Origin of the sequence: Streptomyces sp. P3, assembly GCF_003032475.1 — a bacterium.
Classification (GTDB): domain Bacteria; phylum Actinomycetota; class Actinomycetes; order Streptomycetales; family Streptomycetaceae; genus Streptomyces.
In genome coordinates, this window is record NZ_CP028369.1 from 4965807 (window position 1) to 4979302 (window position 13496).

Genomic DNA, 13496 nt, shown 5'->3' on the forward strand with positions numbered 1-13496 from the left:
CGCGGTCCGTCGTCAGCCGAGCCCGCGTACGCGCACCGGGCAGGACGGTGCCTGCACGCCGTCCTCACCCTCCCGCTCGACGACCACGCGAGAACCCTCCCAGCGGACGGCATACCGCTCGATCCCCGGCTCTCGCAGGCCGTCGCCCGGGTCCCGCACCACCAGGCCGCCGCCCGTCCGCCCACGGGCCGGCGCCCACACCTCCAGCTCCACCTCACCGCCGTCCCCCCGTACCGGCACGACGGCACCCGCGCGCGCGAGCACCGGGATACGCGACAGCGGGGCGTCCACCATGACCCGCCCCGGCCCCCGGTAGACCTGCTCGGTCGCCGTGTCGTACCAGCGCCCCCTCGGCAGCTGCACCGGCCGCCGGTCGACCCCCGGTGCCAGCACGGGGGCCACCAGAAGGCTCTCGCCCAGCAGGAAGACGTCCTCGCAGTCCCGCAACGCCCGGTTCCGGGGAGACCCCCACCACACCGGCCGGACATAGGGGGCACCCGTACGCCGGGCCTGATGCGCCAGCGTCACGAAATACGGCAGCAGGCGCAGACGCCCGACGAGTGCCGCGCGCACGTGCTCCAGCATCTCCGGACCGAGCTCCCACGGCTCCCGCAGCCCCACGCGCGGATGCGCGTACGTGCGGAACAGCGGCAGGCAAGCGCCCAACTGCAGCCGGCGCAGATACAGCTCGGGTGTCGAACCGCCGTCGACGCCGCCCACGTCCGCCCCCGAGTACGGCACCCCGCACAGTCCGAGCCCCATCACCAGAGACAGGGAGGCCCGCAGCCCGGGCCAGCCCGGGGCGACTTCCCCGGACCAGGTGCCGCCGTACCGCTGCAGGCCCGCCCACCCGGACCGAGCCAGGACGAACGGCCGCTCGTCCGGAACCAGCTCCCGCAGCCCCTCGTAGGCCGCCCGGGCCATGCACAGCGCGTACACGTTGTGCGCCTCCCGGTGATCACCGCCGCGCCCCTCCAGGGAGTGCCGCGCCGACCGGGGCAGCGTCGACTCCCCGAACGCGGCCCACGACGCAGGCTCGTCCATGGCGTGCCAGAAACCGGCGAACCCCTGCCCCACGCGCTCGGCGTAGAGACCTCCCCACCACTCACGAACCCGCGCGTGAGTGAAATCCGGGAACACCGATGTCCCGGGCCCCACGACCCCCTCCACGAGCCGCCCCGACGGCTCCCGCACGAACGCGTCCTCGGCGACCCCGCCGTCGTACACCGTGCTGCCCGCCTCGGCCCGGACGGCGGGACCGACGACCGACACCAGATGTATCCCGTCCTGACGGAACTCCTCGGCCAGCACCGGCAGTTTCGGAAAGCGGTCCTGGTCGACCGTGAACACCCGGTGCTCGTCCGTGTGGTCGATGCCGAGATGCACGGAGTCGAGCGGCAGCCCGTGCTCGCGGTAGCCCGCCACGATCTCGCGCAGCTCCTGCTCGCCGCCCCGCCCCCACAGCGCGTGATGGTGACCGAGCGCCCACGCGGGCGGCACCGCCGGCGGACCCGTGAGCGACGCCCAGGCGAGGAGTACGCGCGCGGGGGCGCCCACGATCACCCAGCAGCGCAGCGGGCCCCCGTCCATCCGCACCTCGCAGGCGCCGGGCCGGTCGTGTCCGGACCCCGCACCCTCCGCGCCCTCCCGCAGTGTCACCGTCCCGTCCCACGACGTGTCGTGGAAGACCAGATGGGTGGCGGCGTCGGCCACCACCAGATGCACCGGCATCGCGAGGTGGGGCGGATCGTCTCCGCGTTGGGCCGCACGACCGGGATCCGTGTTCCAGAGCCGGTACGACCCGTCGCGCAGCCGGGGCCCGGACGTCCTGGCGCCGAGACCGAAGAAGCGCGCGTCCGCCGCCACCTCCGAGCGCTGCAGCCAGCGCCCCGGCCCACCGTCCAGCGGCTCCCACCACCGGGGCGGCAGATCGCGGCGCAGCAGCACGCCCCCCGGCGTGCACACCTCGACGGCGCCGTGCCGTGAGACCACGATCGTGACCCGCTCGGCGACGACCCGCCAGCCGCCGTCCTTGTCCGGCTCGAGCACCGCCCGCGGGTCCGGATCCGGACAGCGGCCGGCCAGCGCGTACGACGGCTCCGGCTCGGCGCCGTCCCAGCCCCAGAAGACGGCCCCGTTCACGGCGACGTGGATCCTCAGCACGGATCGGCCGAACCGCAGCGTCCCCCCGCCGGGCCCCGGCTCCGCCGCCAGCACCTGCCCCGGCACCCGCGCCCGCTCGGGTCCCCGCCCCGGCAGGGCGGCGGCGTCGACACGCCTCCTGCGCCACGCGGCCCGGACGGTGCGCAACCCCTGGACGGCTCCCGAGGAGCCGACCGTCTTCATCGAACGCACCAGGTCACGACCGTCCATGCTGTTCACCCTGTCACTGACCGCGCCGCACGCGCGGGTCGTTCAACTTCCGTTCATCCGTGGCCGGACCACATCTTCACGACACGGACTGTGTACAGCTCACCCTGGTGCCGAAGTCGATCACATGGCATCGTCCGTGTCAGCCGCGTCACGCGCACCACCCCAGCTCGTGCGCGGGTGACGCACACGACGCGCCGAGTCCGGGAGCCGCCCCATGCCGACAGTGAACCCCGAGCCGCTGTGGCGGCCAGACGCCCAGCGCATCGCCCGCGCCCAGATCACGAAGTTCCAGACCTGGGCGGCCGAGCAGCACGGAGCCCCGTCCCACGGCGGATATCCGGCCCTGCACCGCTGGTCGGTCGACGAGCTGGAGACGTTCTGGAGGGCCGTCACCCAATGGTTCGACGTACGGTTCTCGACCCCCTGCACGCGCGTGCTCGGCGACCGCTCCATGCCCGGCGCCCGGTGGTTCCCCGGCGCGACGCTGAACTACGCCGAGCACGCCCTGCGCGCGGCCGCCACCCGCCCGGCCGAACCGGCCCTGCTGTATGTCGACGAGACCCACGAACCGACGCCGGTCACCTGGTCCGAGCTGCGCCGCCAGGTCGGCTCTCTGGCCGCCGAGCTGCGCGCCCTCGGCGTCCGCCCCGGGGACCGGGTCAGCGGCTACCTGCCGAACATCCCGCAGGCCGTGGTGGCCCTCCTGGCCACGGCCGCCGTCGGCGGCGTCTGGACCTCCTGTGCGCCCGACTTCGGCGCCCGCAGCGTCCTCGACCGGTTCCAGCAGGTCGAACCCGTGGTCCTGTTCACCGTCGACGGCTACCGCTACGGCGGCAAGGAGCACGACCGCCGCGACGTCGTCGCCGAACTGCGCGCCGAACTCCCCACCCTGCGCGCGGTGGTCCACATCCCCGTGCTGGGCACGGAACCGCCCAGGGGAGCCCTGGACTGGGCGGCCCTGACCGCCTCGGACGAGGAACCCGTCTTCGAACAGGTCCCCTTCGACCACCCCCTGTGGGTGCTCTACTCCTCCGGTACGACGGGACTGCCCAAGGCCATCGTCCAGTCCCAGGGCGGCATCCTGGTCGAGCACCTCAAACAGCTCGGCCTGCACTGCGACCTGGGCCCCGGGGACCGCTTCTTCTGGTACACCTCGACCGGCTGGATGATGTGGAACTTCCTCGTGTCCGGCCTCCTGACCGGCACGACGATCGTCCTGTACGACGGCAGCCCCGGCTATCCCGACACGGGCGCCCAGTGGCGCATCGCCGAGCGCACGGGCGCCACCCTCTACGGCACCTCCGCGGCCTACGTCATGGCCTGCCGCAAGGCGGAAGTGCACCCCGCGCGGGACTTCGACCTCTCCAAGGTCAAGTGCGTCGCCACGACGGGGTCACCCCTGCCGCCCGACGGCTTCCGCTGGCTGCACGACGAGGTGCGCGACGACCTCTGGATCGCATCGGTCAGCGGTGGCACCGACGTGTGCTCCTGCTTCGCCGGAGCCGTGCCGACGCTGCCTGTCCACACCGGCGAACTCCAGGCGCCGGGGCTCGGCACCGACCTGCAGTCCTGGGACCCGGGCGGCCACCCGGTGATCGACGAGGTGGGCGAACTCGTCGTCACCAACCCCATGCCCTCGATGCCGGTCCGCTTCTGGAACGACCCCGACGGCAGCCGATACCACGACAGCTACTTCGACACCTATCCCGGTGTGTGGCGCCACGGTGACTGGATCACCATCACCTCGCGCGGCTCCGTCGTCATCCACGGCCGCTCCGACTCCACGCTCAACCGCCAGGGCGTGCGCATGGGCTCCGCCGACATCTACGAGGTCGTCGAACGGCTCCCCGAGATCAAGGAATCGCTGGTCATCGGCGTCGAGCAGCCCGACGGAGGCTACTGGATGCCCCTCTTCGTCCACCTCGCCCCGGGAGCGGCCCTCGACGAGACCCTCCTCGGCCGCATCAAACAGTCGATCCGCGAGCAGCTCTCGCCGCGCCACGTCCCGGACGAGGTCATCGAGGTGCCCGGTGTGCCGCACACGCTCACCGGCAAACGCATCGAGGTCCCCGTCAAACGACTCCTGCAGGGCACGCCCCTGGAGAAGGCAGTCAACCCCGGCTCCATCGACAACCTCGACCTCCTGCACTTCTACGAGGGCCTCGCCCGCGAGCGCGCCTGAACGCCTGCCGGTGCGGCGCTCGGTCCGACGACCTCGCCGCACCGCCCCGCACCGACGGAACACCACACTCGGCAACATCCTCCGGGGTGACCACTCTCGGCCGTCAGATGCCTTGACCTGTATGTTTCCCTTGACAAGCGGTGGTTGTCGACTCGGTGTCGAGCCGGCTGTCAGTACCCTCGATTACTGTGAGTGAGCATTGATCGACCGCTCGCACCGGGGGAGACATGGCACACACCGACCACCAGACCATGCGGCGCGTCCTGCGCCGCGAGATCGCCGGCACCATCGGCCTGCTCACCGACGAACACGACTTCCGAGCCATGCAGCACTACCGCACCTTCACCTTCGACGATCACGTCACCTACCTCCAGCAGGTGGAGGACCTCCTGAGGACACGTGCCCTGCAGGGCACCCACACCACCGTGGCCCTCTTCGACCCGCAGGAATACGCCGAGTACTGCGCCGACAGGGGACTCGACCCCGACATCCCCGCCCACCGCACGCGCTTCACCGCCGAACTCGCGACCACGGGTCCCACCATCCCCTACGAGGGGCAGCCCCTCGCCGACCTCGTGCCTGCCCTCGTCGACGAAGCCGTCCGACGGGCGACCTGGGAGTACGCGGCCACCCTGCTGGCCCGCCTCGGCGCCTGCGCGACCTGCGGCGAGGACATCGGCCGCGCCGCCTTCACCCGGGCGTCGGCCCTCGTCGCCCGCATCCTCGACACCGCGCCGCCCGGCGACCACCACCTCGTCTGCAGTGTCACGGCGACCCCGGAAACCCTGGTCGCCGTCCTCCACGCGGACGCGGAGACCGGCGGCACCACACGGTTCGACGAGGCCGAAGCGCTCGAGTTCACCACCGTCCTCGCCCTCGGCCTCGCCAACCAGGGCCCGGGCGGCCTGGTCATGCGCACCACCGCACCCGGAATCTCCGACCAGATCTACGGATGGCGCCTGCGCGGAGACGGGCTGGAACCCCTGACCGCCGGGGAGGTCTTCGACGCCTACTGCACCGACGTGGAGTCGGGAGAACTCATCGCGCCCGAGTCCGGCGTGGACTACTGCTTCCCGCCGGCCCTTGGCACAGAAGGCCCGACGCCGGGCCATCACCACTGACCTAGGGACGGCTCCACGTGGCAGGGGCGCTCCCCCGAAGGCGGAGCGCCCCTGCTCACCCGGCAGACCCGCCGCCGGAGCCGGCCACTGGCGTGTTATTCGCCGGACAGCACGGCCTGCGCCGCCTGCCGAGCCTCCTCGGCGCTGTCCGCCGCTCGCGCGGCTGCCGCGGCACGCTCGCACTGCGCCATCGTGTACTTGGCCAGGGCGGCCCGCACGTAGGGAATCGACGCCGACCCCATGGAGAGAGAGGTGACCCCCAGACCCGTCAGCACACACGCCAGCAGCGGATCAGCAGCGGCCTCGCCACAGACACCGCAGCTCTTGCCCTCGGCCCTGGCCGCCTCGGCGGACAGCGCCACGAGGTCGAGCAGGGCCGGCTGCCACGGGTCCTGCAGTCGCGACACCGCGCCCACCTGCCGGTCCGCGGCGAACGTGTACTGCGCGAGGTCGTTCGTGCCCAGTGACAGGAACTCCACCTCCTGCAGGATGGAGCGAGCCCGCAGAGCGGCCGACGGGATCTCGACCATCGCGCCGAACTTCGCCCGGAGTCCCGCCTCCCGGCACGCGTCCGCGAAAGCCTTCGCGTCGGCGCGGTCGGCGACCATCGGAGCCATGACCTCGAGGTAGACCGGCAGCCCGTCGGCGGCCTTCGCCAGTGCCGTCAGCTGGGTCCGCAGGACGTCCGGGTGGTCCAGCAGCGTCCGCAGTCCGCGTACACCCAGAGCCGGGTTGGGTTCGTCGGCCGGCGTCAGGAAGTCCAGAGGCTTGTCCGCACCGGCGTCCAGCACCCGCACGACGACGCGGCCCTCGGGAAAGGCCTCCAGCACCTGCCGGTAGGCCTCGACCTGCTTCTCCTCGGTCGGCGCGTTCTTGCTGTCGTCGAGGAAGAGGAATTCGGTGCGGAAGAGCCCCACACCCTCCGCCCCGGCCTCGACCGCAGCCGCGACGTCCGCCGGCCCGCCGACGTTCGCCAGAAGCGGCACCTTGTGGCCGTCTGCGGTGGCGCCCGGCCCGGTCGAAGCGGCCAACGCCGCCCTGCGCGCTGCGGCAGCCGCCTCGAGCTCCGCCTTCTTCTCATTGTTCGGGTTCACGAAGACCTCGCCGGTACTGCCGTCGACCGCGATCATCGTGCCCTCGGCCAGTTCACCTGCTCCGGGCAGGGCCACGACAGCCGGAACTCCAAGGGCACGGGCGAGGATCGCGCTGTGACTGGTCGGGCCGCCCTCCTCGGTAACGAAACCGAGCACCAGAGTCGGGTCCAGGAGCGCCGTGTCCGCGGGCGCCAGATCCCTGGCGACCAGCACGTAGGGCTCGTCACTGTCCGGAACCCCCGGCATGGGGACCCCCAGCAGACGGGCGACGATCCGATTCCGCACGTCATCGAGGTCGGCCACGCGTCCGGCGAGATACTCCCCGGCTCCCGCAAGCAGTTCGCGATAGGCGGCGAAAGCGTCGTACACACCACGCTCGGCGGTGCTGCCGACGGCGATTCGCCGGTCCACGTCGACCATCAGCTCGGGGTCCTGCGCCATCATCGCTTGGGCCTCGAGCACCGCCTGGGCTTCGCCTCCCGCCAGATTGCCCCGCGCCGTCAGGTCGGCTGCGACGGCTTCCACGGCCTTGCGGGCGCGCCCCTGTTCGCGCTCCGCCTCCTCCGCCGGTATCTGCTTCGCGGGCGGTTCGAGAACCGCCGTACCCATGTGCCGAACCTCGCCGATCGCCACACCGTGACTCACGCCGACGCCTCGCAGCGTTGTCTCCATCTCACCCGTCTCCGTTAGTGCGGCGGGCCCCGCCGCCGCGGTGGTTGTCCTGTGCGCCTTCGTCATGAGGACGGCGGTGTCACTGCCAGGAAAAGAGAACGTCGCCGGATTTCACGTCGCCGTCCTCGCGGAGCTCGCGAAGCGAGTCGGCAGTCGCCTCGAGCGCGACGACAGGGCAGACCGGGGACTTGCCGGCCTTCTCCACCGCGTCCGGGTTCCAGCGCACGATGCTCTGCCCGCGCGCGACGGTGTCGCCCTTGTTCACGAGAACATCGAAGCCCTCGCCGTTGAGCTGCACGGTGTCGATCCCGAGATGGGTGAGCACGCCATGCCCCTCGGAGTCGACGACGACGAAGGCATGAGGGTGGAGGGAGACGATGACCCCGTCCACGGGGGCGACGGCCTCGGCAGGCTCACGTACGGGATCGATCGCCGTTCCCGGGCCGACCATGGCCCCGGAGAAGACCGGATCCGGCACGGCGGCCAGTCCGATGGCGCGTCCTGCAAGAGGGGACATCACGGTGGTCATGGGGGGCCTCCCAGGGTGGAGATGTACATGGGCCGTCACTGCCTGTCCACGAAGGCGCACTCTGGAGCAGGGTATGTCATATGAAGTACCTGTTCCGCACGAGAGCTCCCGATCCGTGGTCTAGACCACTAGCCTAGTCGATTTGCAGCCCCTCTGGGGCCGCGTGTACAGTCGTACTCCTGCCTGAGGGTGAGCGAAGCGATTGAGCATGCTTCCCGAGCAGCATCCAACTTGTCAGATCCTTTCTCTGGATCTCCTTTCGCTTGCCTGCGAAAGGGTGGTCAGAGGGCCGGAAAAACCCTGATAGAGTCGGAAACGCAAGACCGAAGGGAAACTGCCCGGAGGAAAGCCCGAGAGGGTGAGTACGAAGGAAGCGTCCGTTCCTTGAGAACTCAACAGCGTGCCAAAAATCAACGCCAGATATGTTGATACCCCGTCCCCGGCAGTGATAGCCGAGGATGAGGTTCCTTTGAAACAAACACAGCGAGGACGTTGTGAACGCCGGGCTTATTCCGCTCGACGTTCCGCTCTCGTGTGTGCGATCCCGATTACGGGAAAACATTCACGGAGAGTTTGATCCTGGCTCAGGACGAACGCTGGCGGCGTGCTTAACACATGCAAGTCGAACGATGAACCACTTCGGTGGGGATTAGTGGCGAACGGGTGAGTAACACGTGGGCAATCTGCCCTTCACTCTGGGACAAGCCCTGGAAACGGGGTCTAATACCGGATACCACTCCCGCAGGCATCTGTGGGGGTTGAAAGCTCCGGCGGTGAAGGATGAGCCCGCGGCCTATCAGCTTGTTGGTGAGGTAATGGCTCACCAAGGCGACGACGGGTAGCCGGCCTGAGAGGGCGACCGGCCACACTGGGACTGAGACACGGCCCAGACTCCTACGGGAGGCAGCAGTGGGGAATATTGCACAATGGGCGAAAGCCTGATGCAGCGACGCCGCGTGAGGGATGACGGCCTTCGGGTTGTAAACCTCTTTCAGCAGGGAAGAAGCGAAAGTGACGGTACCTGCAGAAGAAGCGCCGGCTAACTACGTGCCAGCAGCCGCGGTAATACGTAGGGCGCAAGCGTTGTCCGGAATTATTGGGCGTAAAGAGCTCGTAGGCGGTCTGTCGCGTCGGATGTGAAAGCCCGGGGCTTAACCCCGGGTCTGCATTCGATACGGGCAGACTAGAGTGTGGTAGGGGAGATCGGAATTCCTGGTGTAGCGGTGAAATGCGCAGATATCAGGAGGAACACCGGTGGCGAAGGCGGATCTCTGGGCCATTACTGACGCTGAGGAGCGAAAGCGTGGGGAGCGAACAGGATTAGATACCCTGGTAGTCCACGCCGTAAACGGTGGGAACTAGGTGTTGGCGACATTCCACGTCGTCGGTGCCGCAGCTAACGCATTAAGTTCCCCGCCTGGGGAGTACGGCCGCAAGGCTAAAACTCAAAGGAATTGACGGGGGCCCGCACAAGCAGCGGAGCATGTGGCTTAATTCGACGCAACGCGAAGAACCTTACCAAGGCTTGACATACACCGGAAACGGCCAGAGATGGTCGCCCCCTTGTGGTCGGTGTACAGGTGGTGCATGGCTGTCGTCAGCTCGTGTCGTGAGATGTTGGGTTAAGTCCCGCAACGAGCGCAACCCTTGTTCTGTGTTGCCAGCATGCCCTTCGGGGTGATGGGGACTCACAGGAGACTGCCGGGGTCAACTCGGAGGAAGGTGGGGACGACGTCAAGTCATCATGCCCCTTATGTCTTGGGCTGCACACGTGCTACAATGGCCGGTACAAAGAGCTGCGAAACCGTGAGGTGGAGCGAATCTCAAAAAGCCGGTCTCAGTTCGGATTGGGGTCTGCAACTCGACCCCATGAAGTCGGAGTTGCTAGTAATCGCAGATCAGCATTGCTGCGGTGAATACGTTCCCGGGCCTTGTACACACCGCCCGTCACGTCACGAAAGTCGGTAACACCCGAAGCCGGTGGCCCAACCCCTTGTGGGAGGGAGCTGTCGAAGGTGGGACTGGCGATTGGGACGAAGTCGTAACAAGGTAGCCGTACCGGAAGGTGCGGCTGGATCACCTCCTTTCTAAGGAGCACTTCTAGGCAGCCGCAAGGTTGTCCAGAGGCCAGTTCATCGGCGAACGTCCGGTGCTGGTTGCTCATGGGTGGAACGTTGATTATTCGGCCGGGTTTCCGGGTCGGAGGCTTGCGAGTACTGCTCTTCGGGGCGTGGAAAGCATGATCTCCGGGCGGGATCGGGTCGGGCACGCTGTTGGGTGTCTGAGGGTATGGCCGTGAGGTCGTCCTTCTGATGCCGGCCCCAGTGAACTCCAGCTCAGGTTGGGGGTGATGGGTGGCTGGTCGTTGTTTGAGAACTGCACAGTGGACGCGAGCATCTGTGGCCAAGTTTTTAAGGGCGCACGGTGGATGCCTTGGCACCAGGAACCGATGAAGGACGTGGGAGGCCACGATAGTCCCCGGGGAGCCGTCAACCAGGCTTTGATCCGGGGGTTTCCGAATGGGGAAACCCGGCAGTCGTCATGGGCTGTCACCCATACCTGAACACATAGGGTATGTGGAGGGAACGCGGGGAAGTGAAACATCTCAGTACCCGCAGGAAGAGAAAACAACCGTGATTCCGGGAGTAGTGGCGAGCGAAACCGGATGAGGCCAAACCGTATGCGTGTGAGACCCGGCAGGGGTTGCGCATTCGGGGTTGTGGGATCTCTCTTTCACAGTCTGCCGGCTGTGAGGCGAGTCAGAAACCGTTGATGTAGGCGAAGGACATGCGAAAGGTCCGGCGTAGAGGGTAAGACCCCCGTAGTCGAAACATCAACGGCTCGTTTGAGAGACACCCAAGTAGCACGGGGCCCGAGAAATCCCGTGTGAATCTGGCGGGACCACCCGCTAAGCCTAAATATTCCCTGGTGACCGATAGCGGATAGTACCGTGAGGGAATGGTGAAAAGTACCGCGGGAGCGGAGTGAAATAGTACCTGAAACCGTGTGCCTACAAGCCGTGGGAGCGTCGGATACGTGCTTGCACGTATCTCGTGACTGCGTGCCTTTTGAAGAATGAGCCTGCGAGTTTGCGGTGTGTTGCGAGGTTAACCCGGGTGGGGTAGCCGTAGCGAAAGCGAGTCCGAACAGGGCGTTTCAGTAGCACGCTCAAGACCCGAAGCGGAGTGATCTAGCCATGGGCAGGTTGAAGCGGAGGTAAGACTTCGTGGAGGACCGAACCCACCAGGGTTGAAAACCTGGGGGATGACCTGTGGTTAGGGGTGAAAGGCCAATCAAACTCCGTGATAGCTGGTTCTCCCCGAAATGCATTTAGGTGCAGCGTCGTGTGTTTCTTGCCGGAGGTAGAGCACTGGATAGGCGATGGGCCCTACCGGGTTACTGACCTTAGCCAAACTCCGAATGCCGGTAAGTGAGAGCGCGGCAGTGAGACTGTGGGGGATAAGCTCCATGGTCGAGAGGGAAACAGCCCAGAGCATCGACTAAGGCCCCTAAGCGTACGCTAAGTGGGAAAGGATGTGGAGTCGCAGAGACAACCAGGAGGTTGGCTTAGAAGCAGCCACCCTTGAAAGAGTGCGTAATAGCTCACTGGTCTAGTGATTCCGCGCCGACAATGTAGCGGGGCTCAAGCGTACCGCCGAAGTCGTGTCATTGCGATATATACCCCCAACGGGGATCGTGATGGGTAGGGGAGCGTCGTGTGCCGGGTGAAGCAGCACCGGAAGGTAGTTGTGGACGGTTCACGAGTGAGAATGCAGGCATGAGTAGCGATTCACACGTGAGAAACGTGTGCGCCGATTGACTAAGGGTTCCTGGGTCAAGCTGATCTGCCCAGGGTAAGTCGGGACCTAAGGCGAGGCCGACAGGCGTAGTCGATGGATAACCGGTTGATATTCCGGTACCCGCTGTGAAGCGTCAAACATTGAACCAGGCGATGCTAAGTCCGTGAAGCCGTTCCGGACCCTTCGGGGAATGGAAAGTGGTGGAGCCGACGGACCAGACTTGCAGTAGGTGAGTGATGGGGTGACGCAGGAAGGTAGTCCATCCCGGGCGGTGGTTGTCCCGGGGTAAGGGTGTAGGCCGTGTGATAGGCAAATCCGTCACACATCAAGGCTGAGACCTGATGCCGAGCCGATTGTGGCGAAGTGGATGATCCTATGCTGTCGAGAAAAGCCTCTAGCGAGTTTCATGGCGGCCCGTACCCTAAACCGACTCAGGTGGTCAGGTAGAGAATACCGAGGCGTTCGGGTGAACTATGGTTAAGGAACTCGGCAAAATGCCCCCGTAACTTCGGGAGAAGGGGGGCCACGCTTGGTGAGAGGACTTGCTCCTCGAGCTGGGGGTGGCCGCAGAGACCAGCGAGAAGCGACTGTTTACTAAAAACACAGGTCCGTGCGAAGCCGTAAGGCGATGTATACGGACTGACGCCTGCCCGGTGCTGGAACGTTAAGGGGACCGGTTAGTCACTCTTCGGGGTGGCGAAGCTGAGAACTTAAGCGCCAGTAAACGGCGGTGGTAACTATAACCATCCTAAGGTAGCGAAATTCCTTGTCGGGTAAGTTCCGACCTGCACGAATGGCGTAACGACTTCTCGACTGTCTCAACCATAGGCCCGGTGAAATTGCACTACGAGTAAAGATGCTCGTTTCGCGCAGCAGGACGGAAAGACCCCGGGACCTTTACTACAGTTTGATATTGGTGTTCGGTTCGGCTTGTGTAGGATAGCTGGGAGACTGTGAAGCTTGGACGCCAGTTCAGGTGGAGTCGTCGTTGAAATACCAGTCTGGTCGTGCTGGATGTCTAACCTGGGTCCGTGATCCGGATCAGGGACAGTGTCTGATGGGTAGTTTAACTGGGGCGGTTGCCTCCTAAAGAGTAACGGAGGCGCCCAAAGGTTCCCTCAGCCTGGTTGGCAATCAGGTGTTGAGTGTAAGTGCACAAGGGAGCTTGACTGTGAGACCGACGGGTCGAGCAGGGACGAAAGTCGGGACTAGTGATCCGGCGGTGGCTTGTGGAAGCGCCGTCGCTCAACGGATAAAAGGTACCCCGGGGATAACAGGCTGATCTTCCCCAAGAGTCCATATCGACGGGATGGTTTGGCACCTCGATGTCGGCTCGTCGCATCCTGGGGCTGGAGTCGGTCCCAAGGGTTGGGCTGTTCGCCCATTAAAGCGGTACGCGAGCTGGGTTTAGAACGTCGTGAGACAGTTCGGTCCCTATCCGCTGCGCGCGCAGGAATATTGAGAAGGGCTGTCCCTAGTACGAGAGGACCGGGACGGACGAACCTCTGGTGTGCCAGTTGTTCTGCCAAGGGCATGGCTGGTTGGCTACGTTCGGGAGGGATAACCGCTGAAAGCATCTAAGCGGGAAGCCTGCTTCGAGATGAGTATTCCCACCCACTTGATGGGGTAAGGCTCCCAGTAGACGACTGGGTTGATAGGCCGGATGTGGAAGCCCAGTAATGGGTGAAGCTGACTGGTACTAATAGGCCGAGGGCTTGTCCTCAG

5 protein-coding genes and 2 rRNA genes are annotated in these 13496 nt (G+C 66.0%); 4 read left to right on the forward strand and 3 right to left on the reverse strand.

Annotation, left to right across the window (positions count from 1 at the left end; translation table 11 throughout):
* Positions 1–12: 12 nt before the first annotated feature.
* Entirely contained in the window at positions 13–2373 is a 2361-nt protein-coding gene (locus C6376_RS22400; RefSeq protein WP_107445071.1) for a TIM-barrel domain-containing protein, read from the reverse strand.
* 214 nt (positions 2374–2587) lie between these two features.
* Between C6376_RS22400 and C6376_RS22405 the strand changes: the two genes are divergently transcribed.
* The gene (locus C6376_RS22405; protein WP_107445072.1) at positions 2588–4555 is read left to right on the forward strand and encodes an acetoacetate--CoA ligase; all 1968 of its coding nucleotides are present in this window, start codon (positions 2588–2590) and stop codon (positions 4553–4555) included.
* A gap of 227 nt (positions 4556–4782) precedes the next feature.
* The gene (locus C6376_RS22410; RefSeq protein WP_107445073.1) at positions 4783–5676 is read left to right on the forward strand and encodes a hypothetical protein; all 894 of its coding nucleotides are present in this window, start codon (positions 4783–4785) and stop codon (positions 5674–5676) included.
* A 95-nt stretch (positions 5677–5771) separates the two neighbouring features.
* On the opposite strand, the gene ptsP is transcribed toward C6376_RS22410, so the two are convergent.
* Positions 5772–7442, reverse strand: a complete 1671-nt coding sequence (gene ptsP / locus C6376_RS22415) for a phosphoenolpyruvate--protein phosphotransferase (RefSeq protein ID WP_107445074.1) — start codon at positions 7440–7442, stop codon at positions 5772–5774.
* A gap of 79 nt (positions 7443–7521) precedes the next feature.
* Positions 7522–7971, reverse strand: coding sequence for a PTS glucose transporter subunit IIA (locus tag C6376_RS22420; RefSeq protein ID WP_107445075.1), 450 nt, complete (start codon positions 7969–7971; stop codon positions 7522–7524).
* A 561-nt stretch (positions 7972–8532) separates the two neighbouring features.
* Here C6376_RS22420 and C6376_RS22425 point away from each other — a divergent pair.
* A 16S ribosomal RNA gene (locus C6376_RS22425) occupies positions 8533–10058 on the forward strand.
* A gap of 314 nt (positions 10059–10372) precedes the next feature.
* Positions 10373–13494 (forward strand): 23S ribosomal RNA (locus tag C6376_RS22430).
* Together the 16S and 23S rRNA genes form the textbook arrangement of a ribosomal RNA operon.
* Positions 13495–13496: the final 2 nt, after the last annotated feature.

What these genes read in the sequence shown, in the direction of transcription:
- C6376_RS22405 (WP_107445072.1), top strand. Translation starts at nt 2,588, where the DNA reads ATGCCGACAGTGAACCCCGAGCCGCTGTGGCGGCCAGACGCCCAGCGC.
- C6376_RS22420 (WP_107445075.1), bottom strand. Translation starts at nt 7,971, where the DNA reads ATGACCACCGTGATGTCCCCTCTTGCAGGACGCGCCATCGGACTGGCC.
- ptsP (WP_107445074.1), bottom strand. Translation starts at nt 7,442, where the DNA reads ATGGAGACAACGCTGCGAGGCGTCGGCGTGAGTCACGGTGTGGCGATC.
- C6376_RS22400 (WP_107445071.1), bottom strand. Translation starts at nt 2,373, where the DNA reads ATGGACGGTCGTGACCTGGTGCGTTCGATGAAGACGGTCGGCTCCTCG.
- C6376_RS22410 (WP_107445073.1), top strand. Translation starts at nt 4,783, where the DNA reads ATGGCACACACCGACCACCAGACCATGCGGCGCGTCCTGCGCCGCGAG.